At 70.7% G+C, this 18984-nt stretch carries 7 protein-coding genes; 2 read left to right on the plus strand and 5 right to left on the minus strand.

Annotation, left to right across the window (positions count from 1 at the left end; all coding sequences use genetic code 11):
• Positions 1–6: 6 nt before the first annotated feature.
• The 4 genes from xdhB to pucL form a co-directional block, all read right to left on the minus strand.
• On the minus strand, positions 7–2400 hold the full coding sequence (xdhB, locus tag AB0I89_RS19670) for a xanthine dehydrogenase molybdopterin binding subunit (protein WP_357128421.1): 2394 nt from the start codon (positions 2398–2400) through the stop codon (positions 7–9).
• A gap of 19 nt (positions 2401–2419) precedes the next feature.
• Entirely contained in the window at positions 2420–4048 is a 1629-nt protein-coding gene (locus AB0I89_RS19675) for an FAD binding domain-containing protein (protein WP_357128424.1), read from the minus strand.
• A complete protein-coding gene (gene allB, locus AB0I89_RS19680) occupies positions 4045–5382 on the minus strand; it encodes an allantoinase AllB (RefSeq protein ID WP_357128426.1) in 1338 nt (445 codons plus the stop codon). The genes AB0I89_RS19675 and allB overlap by 4 nt, the downstream gene beginning before the upstream one ends.
• A gap of 87 nt (positions 5383–5469) precedes the next feature.
• Positions 5470–6375 (minus strand): factor-independent urate hydroxylase, encoded by a 906-nt coding sequence (gene pucL, locus AB0I89_RS19685; protein WP_091606513.1) that lies wholly within the window; start codon positions 6373–6375, stop codon positions 5470–5472.
• 357 nt (positions 6376–6732) lie between these two features.
• Between pucL and AB0I89_RS19690 the strand changes: the two genes are divergently transcribed.
• Positions 6733–7383 carry a TIGR00730 family Rossman fold protein gene (locus AB0I89_RS19690; protein ID WP_357128430.1) on the plus strand — a complete coding sequence of 217 codons (651 nt, stop codon included), beginning with the start codon at positions 6733–6735 and terminating at the stop codon, positions 7381–7383.
• A 320-nt stretch (positions 7384–7703) separates the two neighbouring features.
• Here AB0I89_RS19690 and AB0I89_RS19695 read toward each other — a convergent pair whose 3' ends face one another.
• Entirely contained in the window at positions 7704–8348 is a 645-nt protein-coding gene (locus tag AB0I89_RS19695) for a 4'-phosphopantetheinyl transferase superfamily protein (protein WP_357128433.1), read from the minus strand.
• 122 nt (positions 8349–8470) lie between these two features.
• Here AB0I89_RS19695 and AB0I89_RS19700 point away from each other — a divergent pair, with 122 nt between their 5' ends.
• On the plus strand, positions 8471–18967 hold the full coding sequence (locus AB0I89_RS19700; protein WP_357128436.1) for an amino acid adenylation domain-containing protein: 10497 nt from the start codon (positions 8471–8473) through the stop codon (positions 18965–18967).
• Positions 18968–18984 lie beyond the last annotated feature (17 nt).

Here is an 18984-nt window from a genome sequence, read left to right on the forward strand (position 1 = left end):
GTTCCCTCAGACATGACTCACCGTCCGCGGGGCCCGCTCCGGCGTCGGGTGCCCGGCGTTCGCCGCCCCACCCGGAGCGAGGTCCGCGTCCGCCGTGGGGCCGTGCCCGCCGCACGCCCGGGCCCGCTCGATCGCCCAGAAGACCGCCTCGGGGGTGGCCGGCGAGGCGAGGTCGATGCTGATGCCGGCGGGCCCGAACGCGGCCGCCGCCTGGCGCAGGGCCTCGCGCACGGAGAAGGCGAGCATCAGCGGCGGCTCGCCCACCGCCTTGGCGCCGTAGACCGCCCCCTCCTCGGCCGCGTCGGCCAACATCGTCACATTGAAGACCTCCGGCATCTCCGAGAAGCTGGGCAGCTTGTACGAGCTGGCCCCTCGCGTGGCCAGCTGGCCGCGCGCGGCTCCCGTGCCGGTGTTCCAACGGAGGTCCTCCAGGGTCAGCCAGCCCGCGCCCTGTACGAACCCGCCCTCGATCTGTCCGATGTCGATGAGCGGTGACAGGCTGTCCCCGACGTCGTGCACGATGTCCACCCGTCGCGTTCGGTACGTGCCCGTGAACCCGTCGACTTCGACCTCGGCGGCGGCCACCCCGTACGCGAAGTACTTGAACGGCGAGCCCTGCATCGCCGCTGAGTCCCAGTACAGCCCCTCGGTGCGGTAGAAACCCGCCGCGAACAGTTGCACCCGCTGGAAGTACGCGGTCCGCACCAGATCGTTCCACTCGACGCCGGTAGGGGCCCCGGTACCCCGCGCCACACCGTCGACGATGCTGATGTCGGCGGCGTTCAGCCCCAGCATGGTGGCGGCCACCCGGGTCAGCCGCTCGCGAAGCTGTTCGCAGGCCTGCCTGACCGCGCCACCGTTGAGGTCGGCACCGCAGCTCGCTGCGGTCGCCGAGGTGTTGGGCACCTTGTCGGTACGTGTGGGCGCCAGCCGCACCCGGCCCAGTGGAATGCCCAGCTCGGTTGCTGCTACCTGCAGCATCTTGGTGTGCAGGCCCTGACCCATCTCGGTGCCGCCATGGTTGATCAGCACCGACCCGTCCCGGTACACGTGCACGAGTGCGCCGGCCTGGTTGAACGCGGTGAGGTTGAACGAGATGCCGAACTTGACCGGCGTGACGGCCAGGCCACGTTTGGCATGCGGATGTGCGGCGTTGAAGGCCGCGACCTCCCGCTGCCGGGCGGCAATGTCACCGGTGTCGACGACCTGACGCCAGAGCCTGTCCAGCCGTTCCGGGTGCCGGACCAACTGGCCGTACGGCGTGGTCTGCCCGCGGCGGTAGAAGTTGCGTCGGCGCAGTTCCATCGGGTCGATGCCGAGCAGTGGGGCGCAGCGGCCGAGGATGTCCTCGATGACCAGCATCCCCTGCGGGCCCCCGAAGCCCCGGAAGGCAGTGCTGGATGTCTTGTGGGTGCGCACGATGCGGCCGTTGAGTCGTACATGTGGCAACCAGTACGCGTTGTCAACGTGGCACAGCGCGCGGGCCAGCACCGGCTCGGACAGGTCGAGGCTCCAGCCGCCGTCCGAGGTCAGGGTCGCTTCGAGCGCGAGCAGCCGGCCCGCCGCATCGAACCCGACCCGCCACTCGACGAGAAACCCGTGCCTCTTGCCCGACATGGTCAGGTCCTGGGCGCGGGTCAGGCGCACCCGTACCGGGCGGCCGGTGCACGTCGCGCCCAGCGCGGCGATGGCAGCGAGGCCGTGTGGCTGCATCTCCTTGCCGCCGAAGCCGCCGCCCATGCGCAGGCACTGGACGGTCACCTCGTTGCTGGCCCGGCCCAGCACGTGGGCGACTATCTCCTGGGTCTCCGAGGGGTGCTGGGTACTGCTCTGCACGAAGACCTGCCCGGCTTCGTCGACGTGGGCCAGCGAGCTGTGCGTCTCCAGGTAGAAGTGCTCCTGCCCGGCGATTTCGAGTTCCCCACCGAAGACGTGCACGGCGTCGGCCAGACCGGTCTCGACGTCGCCCCGCACCAGTTGCGGCATGGCGCCCTGGAAACTGTCGGCGGCGATCGCCTCCCGCACGGTCACGTAGGAGGGCAACGGCTCCGTCTCGACCTCCACGGCGGCCGCGCCCACACGTGCCGCCTCGTACGTCTCGGCGAGCACCCAACAGACGGCGTGGCCGAAGAACATGACTTCCTCGGGGAACAATGGCTCGTCCTGCTTGATCCCGGCGTCGTTCACTCCGGGCACATCGGCGGCCGTGAGCACCCGGACGACACCTGGCACGCGGAGCGCCGGGGCGACTCGCAGCGCGGTGACCCGGGCGTGCGCCTGGGGCACCTGTACCGGGTGGGCGTGCAGCACATCCTTGGTACGAGGGATCAGGTCGTCGGTGAACTGTGCCGCACCGGTGACGTGCAGCCGCGCACTCTCGTGCGGGACCGCTGCACCCACCGCGGGACTCTCCGGCCTCTCAGACAGCGCGCTCATTCCGTGGCCTCCTCTCGGCCTGGTGCTCGGTGGCCGCGGCGATCCGTCCGCCGGGGACTGCGGCGATCTCGTACGGGGCCGGGTTCTCGGCGTAGAGCTTGAGTAGGCTCTGGCCGAGCATCGCGGCTCGATACTCGGCGCTGGACCGGTGGTCGTCCTGCGGTGTGCCCTCGCGGCGCAAAGACCGAGCGGCGGCAGCGACGGTGGCTGCGGACCAGGGGTTGCCCTCCAGCGCCGCCTCGGTCGCCCGGGCCCGGATCGGTGTGGCCGCCACCCCACCCAGGCCGATGCGTGCGCGGGTGACCGTTCCACCGACGACGTCGAGGGCGAAGCCGACGGCGACGCTGGTGACGTCGTCGAACCGCCGCTTCGCAATCTTGTGGAAGGCGACGAGGCCGGCGAGCGGGCGTGGGATCCGCACTGCCCGGATCAGCTCGTCGGAGCGACGAACGCTGCGCCGATACCCGGTGAAGTAGTCCGCCAGCGGCACCCTGCGTTCGCCGTCGACGCTGACCAGGATGACCTCGGCGGCAAGCGCGAGCAACACCGGCGCGGTGTCGCCCACCGGGGATCCGGTGCCCAGGTTGCCGCCAATGGTGGCTCTGTTGCGGATGAGCCTGGAGGCGAAGAGGGGGAACATGTGGGCGAGCAGCGGCACCCGGCCCGCGAGGCGGCGCTCGATCTCGCTGAGGGTCAGTCCGGCACCGACCTCGATGCTCTCCGGCGTGATCATCAGCTTCCGCAGCTCCGCGAGGCGGTCGATCGCGAGGACCGACTCGGCCCGGGCGCCCTGCAGGTTCACCTGCACACCCCAATCGGTGGAGCCGGCCACCACGGTGGCAGTGGGCTGCTCGCGAAGCCGTCGCAGGGCGTCGGGCAGCGAGGCCGGCCGGACGAACTCCCGGCCCCCGTGCCGCAGCCGAACGGGCCGGGGCGGCGCCGTGGGCGCCTGCTGGCGTTGCACAAGCTGGTCGTCGGGCACCGGTGGACCGAGTGCGAACGCGGCGTCGCGAATCGGCCGGTATCCGGTGCAGCGGCACAGGTTGCCGCTGAGGGCGTCCAGGTCGAAGCCGTTGGGCCCCTTGTCGTGTCCGGTCACGTCGCCGTCCGGGGACGCCCGTCTTCCGGCCCGGTAGTACTCGGCAGCCATGCTGCAGACGAAGCCGGGTGTGCAGTAGCCACACTGCGATCCACCGCGGACGGCCATCTCGTGCTGGACCGGGTGCAGGCGGTCGGGGCTGCCCAGCCCCTCGGCAGTGCGGATCTCCTGGGCATCCAGGGCGGCGACCGGCAACAGGCATGCGTTGACCGCCACCCATTCGGTGGGCGAATCAACGCCGGGTCGGGCGACGAGCACCGCGCAAGCGCCGCACTCACCCTCTCCGCAACCCTCCTTGCAGCCGGTGAGGCCTCGTCCACGCAGCCATTCCAGCGCCGTGGTGTGTGGCGTGACATCCCCGAGTGGAGTGATCCGGCCGTTGACCGTGATGTCGCCGCCGCTCCGCGTGGTGTCGTCAGGCAGCGGGGGCGTGTCGGTCGACACCGCTCGGCCCGCGGTCGGCTCCTGCCGACCGGGTAGGTCCGGTCGGAATGCATGGTGCGTCCCGGTCATCTTCTTCCCCTCATCAACAGCTTCCCGAGCGGCTGTCCCTCCGTACGTACGCGCCGCCCGCGAAGCCAGGTCTGCCGGACGATGCCGGCCAGCCGTCGACCCGAGTACGCCGTCAGCTGGTGACGGTGCAGTAGGCTCGCCGGATCGACCACGAAATCGGCGTCCGGGGCGAAAACACACAGATCCGCGTCGGCGCCGGCGGCGATGCGACCCTTGTACGGCAGCCCGACGCGCTCGGCTGGGCGCTGCGCCATCCAACGCGTCACGTCGGCCAGCGAGTGCCCGCGCGAGCGGGCCGCCGTCCATACCACCGGCAGTCCCAGCTGCAGGCCCGCGATGCCACCCCACGCTTTGCCGAAGTCGCCGTGTTCGAGCAGCTTGAGCTCGGGCGTACAGGGTGAGTGGTCCGAGACGACCATGTCGATGTCTCCGGCGGCGAGCGCCTGCCACAACCGGTCCTGGTTGCCGCCGTCGCGGATCGGCGGGCAGCACTTGAACTGGGTCGCTCCATCCGGGATATCGGTATCGGACAACGTCAGGTAGTGCGGGCAGGTCTCCACCGAGACATCGACACCGGCAGCCCTGGCTGCGGTGAGCCCTGACAGCGCGTGGGCGCTGGACAGGTGCAGGACGTGGGCCCGGCCACCGGTCGCGCGCGCGGCGTTGATCACCTGGTCGATCGCGCGATCCTCGGCCTGGTGCGGGCGGGAACGCAGGAAGGCCGCGTACTCCGGCCCGGTGGGGCGTGGCGCCAGTGCGACCACCTCGGCGTCCTCGGCGTGCACGATCAGCATCGCACCGAGGCGAGCCGTCTCTGCCATCGTCGCGACGAACTCCGCAGCGTCCAGCGGTGGAAACTCCGGCACCCCGGAGTCGAGCAGGAAGCACTTGAAGCCGAAGACTCCGCCGTCGTGCAGGGCCGCCAGATCGGTGATGTTGCCCGGCACTGCCCCGCCCCAGAAGCCCACGTCGACGTAGGTCTGGCCGCGGGCGCAGCCCTGCTTGGTGGCCAGCGCGGTGGGCGTGGTCGTCGGTGGAATGCTGTTGAGCGGCATGTCCACGATGGTGGTCACTCCGCCGGCTGCGGCTGCCCGGGTCGCGCTGGCATAGCCTTCCCACTCGGTACGACCGGGCTCGTTGACGTGCACATGGGTGTCGACCAGGCCGGGCAGAAGCACCTCGTCATCAGCGAGAGTGATCGACTCCTGGGCTTCCAGCTTCGCGTCGAGTGGTGCCACGACGGCGATGCGCCCGTCACGCACACCGATCACACCCGCGGTCTCGGTGCCCTCGATGACCACGCGTCGACTGCGAAGGACGAGATCCAGCATCATGATCGCGCCTCGTCGGGCCGTCCGGCGATCAGCGGACAACAGATGGCGAGGCGGTGACGCCCGGAGTCGGCCATGTCGCTCGTCAGTTCACAGGAAGGACGGCACGGCGAGCCAGGCGTCGCCCGGCTCGGGCGCGTCGTCGCGGGTCACGGCGGCCTCGATGAGCCCGTACGGCCGGTCGGTGGCGGTGAACACCTCGCCGCTGTTCTCCAGGCCGAATCGGGCGAGGTCAACGGGGAAGTGATGCTTGTTGGGTGCGGAGAAGCGGATCTCGGCCACCTCTTCGTGAGCCTTGAGCACGTGCGCTCCCATCAGATAGAGGGTCTCCTGTAGCGCCCGGCTGTAGGTGGTGGCGAAGGTCTCCAGCAGCGACGCACTGATGGCGCCGTACGTCGAGTTCCAGTCGACCTCGGTACCCGCGTACCGCCACCTCGCGACGAGCGAGGTGGCGAGGATGCGGTCGTCGGTCTCCTGCAACGTCGTGTATTCGTCCCGGAGGAAACCCTTGAACTCCGAACCGGTCGACTTGAGCAGGACCAGGTCACGTAGGCCGGAAACCACGCGGACCAGCTGCTCGGCGTTCCGCCCGGAGAGCGTGACCACGGTCGTCCGGACGGCTCCGCCGCGGCGGAGGAACGCGTGGTCGTGGCCGGCCCCGTCGACGTCGATTCGGTCCCAGGCGTACTGCTCGACGCGGACCTGGGCGCCGGACGCCTTGGGGGACGCCTCGATCAGCCGTTGGCCGACCGCGATCGCGTAGTCCTCGGGAGACGTGACGCCGTGCTTCTTGGCGTACACGAAGGCGGTGTTCTTCTGGGTGTCGGTCGGTAGCACATCCCGCTGGTCTCCCTCGACGTGCGCCGCGGCGAAGTCACCGCGTAACGCCGTGGAGACGTTCAGATCCCAGATCTCGTGTCGCGGGTTGTCCCGGTAGATGCGCACGACGCGGTTCTCGGCCTTGCCGTACTGGTCGAAGCTGAGCACGGTACCCATGACGTCCCTCCTACGTGTCGGTCGGTCGTCCTGTCGATGTCCGCATCGTGGTGGCCGTCCAGCCGGTGGCCGTCCCCGATCAGCTCCCCACCCGGGGCGCGGATCGGGTGCGAGCCGCCGGATCCCGTCTCGTGCTGATGCCGACGGCAACGAGGCAGGGCCAACGCGTAGGAGTCGAGGCGATCCCCAAGTGGATCTCCACCGCGCCCGAGAGGGACGGGGCTCGTGGACGTCGGGTTTCCTTCATCGTGGGATCACCGTCCACCGCTGACCTGTCGCCGCCCTATCGGCGATCTCTTGTCGTCCTGCTCGCCGTCGATATCTTGGTGATAGACGCGGCGTCCCCAATGCAGTGTCATGAGCCTGCGAGTCATGTCGGCGGCGCCGACCGAGCCTGATCCCCGAGGCGCTGCGGCGCGTCCCCTGACCATCTGTGTCTTCTGCGGCGCCCGGCCGGGCCGGCGGGCGGCCGACACCGAGGCGGCCCGGCACCTGGGTCTGCTGATCGGCCGACGCGGTCACCGGTTGCTCTACGGCGGTGGTGGTTCGGGGCTCATGGGCGAGGTGGCGTGGTCCGCGCAGCGGCACGGTGCGCCCGTGACCGGGGTCATTCCCACGTTCCTGGTCGAGAAGGAGCGAGGCATCGCGGCACCACCGCAGCAGACGGTGGTCACCTCGACGCTGGGCGAGCGCAAGGTGGCGTTCCTCACCCAGGCCGACGCGTTCGTCGCCCTGCCCGGCGGGTTCGGGACTCTCGACGAGGTGCTGGAGGTGATAAGCCTCAACCAGCTGAAAGTGTTGACCAAGCCGATCGTGCTGGTCAACACCGACGGGTTCTGGGCTCGGTTCCTCGGAATGGCGCAGGAGCTGACCGACTGGGGCTTCACCGATCCCGACCTCGGCTCGCTCTGCTCGGTGACCGGCACCACGGAGGACGCGCTGCGGTGCGTGGAGAGGCACGCGAACCACACCGCGGGACTGGCCGCCGTCGACGCGGAGCGGCTCTGAGCCGAGTTCATCGGTTGCCGAGTCCCATAGGCGGGTCGTGACCCACTCTTCGTACCTCGACGGTCCGCGCATGCTGCACGACAGCGACACCGCCGACCGAGGTGCGACCGACCGCTCGGGTGGCCGCCCGGCGGCACCTCGGCCGCCGCCAGGTCACCTGCCGCGAGGGCCGTGTCACGGGCAGCCGCCGGGTCGGCCCAGGGTGTCTGTTCAACGGACGTCCGCCGCCGGCGCCCACTGTCGATCAATGCGTACCGGAGCGTTCAGAGGTCGACCGGCCGCCCGTTCGGGGCGTCCGTCGAGCGGGCGGGGTGGGCTTGTCAATCGCCTGACCCGACCGCCACCGCGGTCAGGATCAACCGGTCGGTCGCCAGGAAGCGTCCGGAGAACCGGGACCGCGGTCCGTCGACGAGCAGTTGCGCGCTGAACCGGCCCGCAGTGGGGTCGATGGTCAGCCGGGCGTCCGGCAGTCCGAGCCACCGTCCGGTCAGCGGAAACCACGCCTTGTACACCGCTTCCTTCGCGCTGAACAGCAGCCGGTCCCAATGCGTCCGAGGATGGGCACTGCGCAGGTCGCGCAGCATGTCGGCCTCGCCGGGCGCGACGATGTAGTCCTGGGTTCCGGCCGGCAGTGTCTGGTGCGGCTCGGCGTCGATGCCAACCGACATCAGGTCGGCCGAGCGCGCGACGGCGGCCGCTCGGTAGCCGGTGCAGTGCGTGATGCTGCCGACCACCCCGGTCGGCCAGACCGGCGCCCGTTCGGCACCGATCCGGATCGGTGCCGGAGCCACACCGAGCCGCCGCAGGGCTTCGCGCGCGCAGCGGCGGGCGGTGACGAACTCCCGGCGCCGGAGGTCGACGACGTTCGCCACCAGGTCCTCCTCGCCAGGGAACACCGGCTCGCCGGGTATGTCGGAGAACGCCTCAGCGGTGCGTACGGCGGCCGGGAGCAGAGTCGCGAGCATCGACCAGAGTCTACGGCCTGAGCGCGGTGGACACCCCCTATCGTCCACGTATCCCGGACCGGCGCCTCCAACCGGTAACGGCGGGACAGCGGGCCGATAGGCGACCGGCCGAGAGTCGGCCCATGACCATCACTCCTGACGAGCGCGAGGATCTGCTGGCCGCGGCACGGCGCAGTGTCACGGAACGGCTGCTGCGCGGAGCCGCGCCGACCGCGAGCCCGGTGCAGACACCGGACGCCGCACGGTCGCCCGAGGAGCCCGTCCCGCTGTCGCCGGAGCAGCATTCTCTGTGGCTCGTCGGAGAGATGCTCGGCGCACACGAGGGGCTCTACAGCGTGCATGAGGTCGTGCGACTGCACGGGGCCGTAGAGGTCAGCAGATTGCGGACCGCGCTGGATCGTCTGGTGGCCCGGCACGAGGCGTTACGTACCGTCGTCGTCGAGACCGAGGACGGACCGATGCAAATCGTCCGCGCCCCGGGGCCGGCCGCCTTCACCGTGGTGGACCGGACCGAGCACGGAGGCGACCCGATGGCCTCGGTCCGGGCCGAGCTGGCGCGGCGCTTCGACCTCGAGGCGGGACCGCTGTTCCGCGCTGCTCTCGTCGAGGCGGACGGCGATCACCTCCTGGTGCTGCACCTGCACCACCTGATCGCCGACGAATGGTCCTGCCAGATCCTGGCCACCGACCTCAGCCGGCTCTATCGCGGCGTCGCGGACGTCGCGGCGCCGGGTCGCTACACCGACTACGCGCGCCGGGCCCTCGAAGGCGCTGCCGACGGCCGGCAGACCCACCTGGACCATTGGCGCCGGGCCCTCTCGGATGTCGACCCGTACCTGGAACTTCCCATCGACCGGCCGCACCCGCCCGAACCGACATACCGCGGCGACGGGGTCGTGATGACCGTGCCCCCGAACACGGCGAACCGGCTACGGCAGGTCGCTGCCGAGGCCGGCGTGACGCCCTTCGTCGCGGTGCTGGCGGGGCTCGCGGCCACCCTTGGTGGCTACAGCGGGCAAACGCGTTTCGCGGTGGGGACGCCCATGTCGCGCCGTGGCACGGCCGGCACCGACGAGACTGTCGGGCTCTTCGTCAACACCGTCGCCGTTCCGGTCGATCTGGCTGACGGGCCGGAGCTGCGTGACCTCATGATCCGCCTGCGCCGGACCGTGGCCGGGGCGCTGGACCATGCCGACGTCAGCATCGAGGAGGTGGTCCGCGCGCTGAACGTGCGACGCGCGCCGGATCGCAACCCGCTGTTCCAGGTGTTGTTCCAATACCTGGACGACCACGAGGACTGGTGGGACCTTCCGGGTATCACCACCGAGCCGGTCGACCTCGACGAGGCCACCGAGAAGTTCGAACTCACGCTGGTGGCGCGCGACGACGACGGCGCGATCCGCCTGGAGCTCCGGTACGCCACGGATCTGTTCGAGGCCGATACCGCACGGCGGCTGCTGCGCAGTCTGGTTGCCGTCCTGGAGCAGATGGCCGCCGATCCCGCACGCCGGACCGGCGACCTTGATCTGCTGGGGGCCGACGACCTGCACCGGCAGCTCCGGTCCTGGAACGACACCGAGGTGCCGCTGCGCGAGACGACCCTGGCGTCCCTGTTCGCCGAGCAGGCGGCCCGGACCCCGGATGCCTGCGCCGTCGTCGACGACCAGGAGACGCTCACGTACGCGGAACTGGCGCACCGAGTGAGCCGGGTAGCCGCGGGGCTGCGGCGAGCCGGGGTAGGACCCGATGTGCCGGTCGGGGTCTGCCTGCAGCGCTCGTTCAGGCTGGTGACCGCGCTGCTTGCTGTCGAGTGGGCAGGTGGCGCGTACGTGCCGCTCGATCCCGATCATCCCGACGGCCGACACGCGATGATCGTCGCCGACACCGGGATGTCCGTCGTCCTGGTCGACCAGGAGACCGCCGGTCGTTGGACCGGCGACGAGGTCGTCGTGCTGGACGTGGACCGGCAGGCGGCGATCACCGACGACGGCACTTCCGGCCTGACGGCAGTGTCACCGGACGACCTCGCATACATCATCTTCACCTCCGGCTCGACCGGGCGGCCCAAGGGCGTCTGTGTACCGCACCGGGGTGTGGTCAACCGGCTGCAGTGGATGCAGAAGGCCTACCCGATCGGCACCGGCGACACTGTCGTCCAGAAGACGCCGTTCAGCTTTGACGTGTCGGTGTGGGAGTTCTTCTGGCCGCTGACCGTCGGCGCGCGTCTGGTGGTCGCCGAGCCTGGTGGACATCAGGACCCGGCGTACCTGGCGGACCTCATCCGCCGCAGCGCCGCGACCGTCGTGCACTTCGTGCCCTCGATGCTCGCGGAGTTCCTCGCCGATCCCACGGTCGACGACCTTCCCAGCCTGCGCCACGTCATCTGCAGCGGCGAAGCCCTTCCGGCCGGGCTGGCGGATCAGGCTCGCTCCCGGCTCACGGCCGAGTTGCACAACCTGTACGGCCCGACCGAGGCGTCGATCGACGTGTCCGCGTACACCTGTGTGTCTGCGCCGGGCGAGGCGACCGTCCCGATCGGCAGGCCGATCGACAACACGCGGCTGTACGTCCTGAACGACGCCCTGCGCCCGATGCCCGTCGGGGTGCCCGGCGAGCTGTTCATCGGTGGTGTCGGCCTCGCCCGCGGATACGTCGGCCGGCCCGTACTGACCGCTGGCTCCTTCGTGCCCGACCCGTTCCACGGCGGCCGGATGTACCGGACGGGCGACGTCGCGCGGTGGCGTACCGACGGATCCCTCGAATTCCTCGGACGGATCGACGATCAGGTCAAGGTACACGGCCACCGCATCGAGCTCGATGAGATCGTTTCGACCCTGCTGGCCCGCCCCGACATCGCGCAGGCCGCAGTGGTGCCACAGCAGACCTCGGCCGGCGCTCTGCGGCTGGTCGCCTATGTGGTGCCGACGCCCGGGCACGTGCTGTCGGCGAGCGATCTGACGGCCCATCTGCGCGGCACGCTGCCGGAGTACATGGTCCCGGCCACGTACGTGCCCCTGGACGCGCTGCCGCTGACCTCGAGCGGCAAGGTGAACCGGAAGGCGCTGCCGGACGTGTCACCGGCAGCCGCATCGCGAGCGGAGCCGACCAGGCCACGCGACGAGACCGAGCGGGTGCTGGCCGCGATCTGGGCCGAGCTGCTCGATCTCGACTTCTGTGGCGTGCGGGACAACTTCTTCGACATCGGTGGCGACTCGATCCTGGCGGTGCGGATCGCCAACCGGGCTCGCGCCGCCGGCCTGCCGGTGACCCCGCGTCTGCTGCTACGGCACCAGACGGTGGCCGAGGTGGTGGCGGCGCTCCGCGCCACGGACGGCCCGGCCGCTGACGGCCACGGCGCCGCCCCGGCCCGCGCTGCCGAACCGCTACCGGACGGCGTGGAGTCCGTGCACCGGCTCTCCGCCCTCCAAGAAGGGATGCTGTTCGAGACGATCGCCTTCCCGGCGGAGAACCGGTACGCGCAGTACCACGCCTTCGATGTGGACCAGCCGCTCGACGAGGAGGCGCTGGCCTCGGCGCTGCGCGAGGTCTGCGCCCGGCACCCCGCGCTGCGCAGCCGGTTCGCCTGGCGCGGGCGGCCACATCCGGTCCAGGAGGTGCACTGTCGCGCAGAGCCGGAACTGGTCGTCCTCGACTGGCGCGCCGACGCGTCTCCGCGGCGGTACGAGGACTTCCTCGCCGAGGACCGGGCCGAACCGATCGAGCTGACCGGTCCGATCAACCGATTCACCGCGCTGCGCACCGGTGACTCGTCCTACCGGCTGGTGTGGCGGACCCACCACATCCTGCTCGACGGATGGAGCACCGAGATAGTGGTCCGGGAACTGTTCCAGATCGTCGGAGGCCTCCGCAACGGCACGTCCGTCGACCTCCCCGACCCGGTGCCGGCGGCAGCACATCGGGCGTGGCTCGCCGGACGCGACCGCGACGCGGACGCCGTGCACTGGCAGAAGGTGCTCGGCGGATTCACCACGCCGACCGCGCTACCGGTCAACCGGTTGCCGACGGAGGAAGGCGGCCGGGCGGGTACGGCGCTCGAACTGCTGAACCTGGACCGGGGCCAGCTGGATCGGTTGACCGAGGTGTCGCGCCGCTGGCGGGTGTCGCTGGGCTCGCTGGTGACCGCGGCCTGGGGACTGCTGCTGCGTCGGTTCGGTGGCGGGGACGACGTGGTCGTCGGGGTCACCGTCAACGGGCGGTCCGGGGACTTCCCTCGGATCGAACAGGTCGTCGGCCTGCTGATGAACACCCTCCCGGTCCGGATGCGGATCGAAGAGGGGATCACCGCCGGCGCGGTGGCCCGCGCAGTCCAGGATCAGATGGCCGAGTTGCACGAGCACGTCCACTGCTCGCTGGTCGACGCCAAGCGGCAGAGCGCGGTGCGGGCGGACGAGCGCCTGTTCGACAGCATCGTGGTGTTCCAGCACGAGGAGCGCGAACCGGCGCTGCCGCCGGAAGTGTCCCCGGTGCCCGGTAGCACCGCGCTGGACAGTGGCTACCCGCTGGTGCTGGACGTGACGGCGGGGGACGGGCTGTGCCTGCAACTGGCGTACCAACGCACCTGCGGCGAGGCGGAGACCATCCGGCGGCTGCTCGCGCACCTGGCGATCATCCTCGCCGCGATCGCCGATGACCGGTCCGGCTCGATCGACACGCTCGACGCGTTGCCCGACGTCGAGCGCGAACGTGTGCTCCGGACATGGAACGACACCGACGCGTGGTACCCGTCGGAGACGTGCCTGCACGAGTTGTTCGAGCAGGCGGCTCGCGAGAATCCCGCCGCTACGGCGATCGTCGATGTCGACGGATCCTCGGTCTCCTACGCCGACCTGGACGAGTCCGCGAACAGGCTGGCGCACCACCTGCGTGCCCGAGGCGTCGGCCCCGAGCAGATCGTCGGCGTGCTCCTGGACCATTCCGTCGAGATGTTCGTGGCCCTGCTCGGCGTGCTCAAGGCCGGCGGCGCCTATCTCCCCCTAGACCCCGGCCATCCAAGTGACCGGCTGAAGTACTACCTGCGGGACAGCGGTGCCCGGCTCGTGGTGACCCGGGCCGACCTCGCGGCGCTGGCCACCGACGGCGAGAACCTGCCCGCGGTGCTGCTCGACGCCGAGGCCGCGCAGATCGCAGAGCGACCGGCCACGTCGCCCCAGACGGGTGTCACGGCGCGCAACCTGGTCTACATCATGTACACCTCCGGCTCGACCGGACGGCCGAAGGGCGTGCTGATCGACCATCGAGGTCTGATCAACTATCTGTGGTGGGCGCGTTCCGGCTATGGGATCGACGGCGCGGACGGCGCTCCGATGGTCGGCTCCATCGCGTTCGACCTCTCCGTTCCCAATTTCTTCCTGCCGCTGACGGCCGGGCTGAGCGTGACACTGTTGCCGCCCGACGAGGGCCTCGGAAATCTCGCCGACCTGCTCACCGAGCCGGCCGACTTCAGTCTGCTCAAGATCACGCCGGGGCATCTCGACGTGCTGCGTCGGATGGTGCAGCCCGACAGCGTCCATTCGGTGCGCACCTTCGTGGTGGGCGCCGACGAGGTGCGTACGGAAACCGCCCTGGGCTGGCGTAAGGCGGCTCCACGGGCACGGATCATCAACGAGTACGGCCCGACCGAGACGGTGGTCGGCTGCTCGACCTATGTCCTGCCGGACGAAGTCGATCCGGAGCTGCCGCTCCCGATCGGCCGGCCCATCGCCAACATCCGGATGTACGTGCTCGACCGTCACCTCTCCCCGGTACCGATCGGTGTGACGGGGGAGTTGTTCATCGGCGGTGACGGTGTCGCCCGTGGTTACCATCGCAGGCCGTCGGTCACGGCGGAGCGGTTCCTGCCGGATCCGTACGCGTCGGAGCCGGGCGCCCGGTTCTACCGGACCGGGGATCTGGCCCGGTGGCGCGCCGACGGGAACCTCGACTTCCTGGGCCGTTGCGACGATCAGGTGAAGATCCGCGGATACCGGGTCGAACTGGGGGAGATCGAGGCCCGGCTGCTGGCTCATCCCGACATCGTCGAGGGTGCGGTCGCCGCCTTCGCCCACGAGTCAGGCGATCGTCGGCTGGTCGCGTACCTGGTGCCCCGCCCCGATGGGCAGCTGCCGAGCGCCGTTGACCTGCAGGAATGGCTGGCCCGCGACCTGCCCACCTACATGCGTCCCGCACAGTTCGTCTGTCTGCCGGAGCTGCCGCTCACGGCGGCCGGCAAGGTCGACCGCAGCCGGCTGCCGGCACCGGGCCCGGTCACCCGGGATGAGGAAGCCGGGTACGTCGCTGCCCGCACCGAGACCGAGCGACGCCTGGTCAGTGTCTGGGAACAGGCGCTCGGTGTGACCGGGGTCGGCGTGCACGACGACTTCTTCGGGCTCGGTGGCGACTCCATCGTCTCGGTGCGGTTGGTCGCTCTGGCACAGGAGTACGGTCTCGCCGTCAACCCGCGTGACGTGTTCCGCCATCCGACCGTCGCCGGTCTCGCGGCCGTGGTGACCCTCGCGGAGCCGGCAGCGGCGGAGCCCGCTCCGGAGCGATCGGCTGCGGAGCCACCGGTGGCCGGGCCCGACCCGCTCACCGGGCTGGACGACGAGGCTGCCGCCGTCCTGCGTACCCAGCTGAGGGAGTTGGACACGGCCGAGGTGTACCGGCTCACCCACCTGCAGACCGGCATGCTGCTGCACCGGCTCGCCGACCCGCAGCGGGACGAGTACTTCCGCCAGTTCATCTGGGACCTCGACGGCGATCTCGACGTGGGAACGTTCGTGACGGCGTGGCAGCGGGTCATCGACCGGCATGCGGCCCTGCGGACCCGGTTCATCTGGCAGGACCTGCCGCACCCGGTGCAGGTCGTCGTCCGCGCCCAGCCGATCGTGGTCGAACGCTGGGACTGCCGTTCCACTCCTGACGGCGAGCGCGTGGGCTGGCTGGAGCGGCTGGCCGCGGACGAACGGGAGCGCGGGATCGACCTCACCGCCGGACCGCCGATGCGGCTGGTTCTGATCCGAACCGGTTCGACGCGCCACCGCCTGCTGTGGAACGTCCACCACCTGGTGCTGGACGGCTGGAGCCGGTCGATCGTGAGCCGTGAGGTGCTGGAGACATACGCCGCTATGCGTACCGGCGGTGCCCTGCCGGCCGATCCGCCGGCACCGTTCCGTGACTACCTGTCCTGGCTCGACCGCCACCCGGCGAACCGGGACATGGGTTACTGGCGGCGAACGTTGGCCGGCCTGCGCGGTCCCACGCCGCTACCCGCCGTCGCAGCGGGTCGACGCCCGGGAACCGGCATCGGCGTCGAGGAGAGCACTCTCGCCGATTCGCTGTTCCAGGCTCTGCGCGACACCGCAGCTCGTTACCGGATCAGCCTGCCGAATCTGTTGCAGGGGGCGTGGGCGTTGCTCCTGAGCCGGCATTGCGGCACCGATGACGTCGTCTTCGGCACCACGCTGGCCGGCCGGTCCGCCGACGTGCCCGGCATCGACCGCATGGTCGGGATGCTGATGAACACCCTGCCCACCCGGATCGGCGTGTCCCCGGACATGTCGATCGGCGACTGGCTCACCGAGGTGCACCGAGGCCGCCTGACCCAACAGGAGCATGCCGGCGCATCCCTGGTGGAGATTGCCCGATGCGTCGATGTGCCCCGCGGAGAACGGCTGTTCACCAACCTGTTCGTCCTGGAGCGCGCCGCCGACGAGGAGGAGGGCGAGTGGGCCGGCCTGCGGGTCGACCAGAGCGACGGCGCTCCGGGCGAGACCGCGTTCCCGTTGGTGCTCACCGTGAGCGTCGCCGGTCACCTCGAGCTCGGACTGAAGTTCGAGCACGCAGTCTATGACCGGGACGCGGTCGCGGAACTCCTCGGGCACTACCGAATGCTGCTCGAGGCCGTCACCGTTGCGCCCGCCGACGACCCGGTCGCCGCGTGGCGCGAAGTCGTACCCGCGCCGGTCGTTCCGGAACCGGCTCCGGCCGCGTCGTCGGGCGCCGCCGGGCCGGCCGGGACGGGGCTCGCCGCCGCCGTCACGGAGGCCGAGCGGGTGCTCGCGGAGATCTGGAAGGGCGTGCTGCGCCTCGACCGGGTGGGGCCAGAGGACGACTATTTCGCCCTCGGTGGCGATTCGGTCCTCGCCTTCCAGGTTGTCACCCTGGGGCGGCGTGCCGGCCTGTCGATCACTGTGCAGGACGTGCTGCGCGACACCAGGCTGCGAGACCTGGCCGCCACCGTGGCGCCGGGCGCGGCGGTGGAGGTGGCGGCCCCGCGTGCCGAGCACCCGGACCCCTGGTCGGCGGTACCGCTCACTCCGGCGCAGCATCGTCTGCTCGACCAACGTGTGCCGCACGACCACTACAACCAGTCGGTGCAGGTGGACTGGCACGGCGCCGCCGATCCGGGCCGCCTGGGACGGGCTCTGCGGGCGCTGACCGCCCAGCACGACGCGCTGCGGTTGCGTCTCGACCGCGCCGCGCCCGACCGGCGCCAGCGGGTCGCGCCGGTGTCGGACACCAATCCGCTACGGGTGGTCGATCTCGGCACCCGGACAGCCGATGAGCGACGGGACGAGATCCGGGCCATCGCCGATCGGCTGCACACCGGTCTCGACCTGGCCGACGGCCCCCTGCTCAGGGCGGCACTGATCCGGGCCGACGGATTCGACGACCGCGTCGTGGTGGTGGTCCACCACTGGGCCGTGGACACGTATTCCTGGCGCATCCTGCTCGACGACCTCGCCACCGTGTACCGAACCGACGATCCCGCCGCGCTCACGCCGGTCCCGACCTCGTTCGGGCAGTGGGCCACGCGGCTCGCCGCGTACGCGAGCAGCGGGAAGCTGGACGAGGAACGCGAGTTGTGGCAGGCGGTGGCTCGCGAGCCGGTGGCGCCACCGCCCGCAGTTGATGTAGGCGGCATCAATCGTGAGTCGGCGACCCGCACGGTCGAGGCGGTGCTCGATGAAGCGGACACGAGCCGGCTGACCCGCAGGGCGGCGCACGGGGTGCCGATGCAGACGCTGGTGCTGGCCGCTCTCGGGGACGTGCTGGTGGAATGGGCCGGCGGCGGCCTCCCGGTCTCGGTCGACATCGAGGGCCACGGCCGCGAGCCGCTGTTCGATGATGTGGATCTCTCCCGCACCGTCGGCTGGTTCACCGCCAGGTACCCGGTGGTCGTCCGGCCGGTCGGCCGGGGTGGCGTCGACACGGCGGTGGACGCCCTGGCCGACACCCTGGCGGCGATTCCGCACCATGGGATCGGACATGGACTGTTGCGTCACCTGGCGGGCCAGGCCGATCTGGCATCCAGGTCGTGGGTCAGCCTGACCCACTTCGGTCATCTGCTCGACCAGGGCGACGGTGCGGGCCTGTTCCACGGCGTGGACGACGACTCGACGGCCCGGGCCCCCGCCGGTGAGCGCCGCTACCTCCTGGACGTCAGGTCGTGGGTGCGAGACGGCCGGCTGCACGTCGACTGGACCTTCCCGGCCGGAAACGTCGAGGAGCGGGTGGGCCGCCGGCGTCTTCAGGAGCACCTGCAGCGACTTCGCAAGCTGGCGGCACCGGCCGACCGGCCGGTTCCGGCGTCCTGGCAGCGCCTCGAGCCGGGCTCGGCACTGATGGCCGCCGCGCGTCGGCGGTGTCAGGCGCCGGCGGTGAGTGTCGCGGTGATCGCCGACGGGCAGGTCGCCCGGGCCTGGGGTGAGGGAACAACCGACGCCCGTGGGGGTGCGGCGGTCGATGCCGAAACGATCTTCCAGGCCTGTTCGGTGAGCAAACACGTCACCACGGTGGGCGTGCTGCGGCTGGCCATGGACGGCGTGCTGGACCTGGACGCGGACGTGCGTACCCACCTGACAGGCGGGTTGCGCGGCGCGTCGGGACCGGTCACCCTGCGGGGCCTGCTGGGCCACGTGGCAGGGCTGGTGCAGTACGGCCACCCGGGCCATGAGCAGGCGGACCCGCTGCCCACCCTCGCCGACATGATCCTGGGTCGGCCGCCGGCCGCGACACCGCCGATCGAGATGACGGGCGCGGCAGGGACGTTCGGCTATTCCGGAGCGAACTTCACCGTGGTGCAGAGCGTCCTCCAGGCGGTCACCGGCGAGCCGTTCGCCGAGACGATGCGACGGTTGGTGCTCGATCCGCTCGGCATGCGTGACAGCAGCTTCGACCAGGCGTTCCCGCACCTGCGGCCGGGCCGTGTGGCGCACGGCCACCGGGACGACGGCACGCACCTGCCCGGCGGCTGGCGAGTCTTCCCCCAGCAGGCCGCGAGTGGCCTGTGGACGACCGCCGCCGATCTGGCCAAGGTAGCGGTGGAGATCCGGGCAGCTGCCACCGGCGAACCGTCGCGGGTGCTCGACCGGGCGTCCGCGCAAGCCATGATCACGCCGGAGGTGCCGGGCGGTCGGTACGGCCTGGGCTGCGTCAGCAAGGTCGTCGACGGTCACCGGTGGTTCGGTCATCCCGGCGATCGGCACAGCTTCCAGTGCATGACCGCGACGGATCTCGACGACGGAGCGGGTCTGGTCGTCCTCTCGAACATCGGGGGGAGGCCATTCCTGGCCGATCTGTTCGCGGAACTGGAATTCCCCATGCCGCCGACGCTGTGACCAACGATCCGGTAACG

Origin of the sequence: Micromonospora sp. NPDC049801, assembly GCF_040656575.1 — a bacterium.
In the GTDB taxonomy this organism is placed as follows: Bacteria; Actinomycetota; Actinomycetes; order Mycobacteriales; family Micromonosporaceae; genus Micromonospora.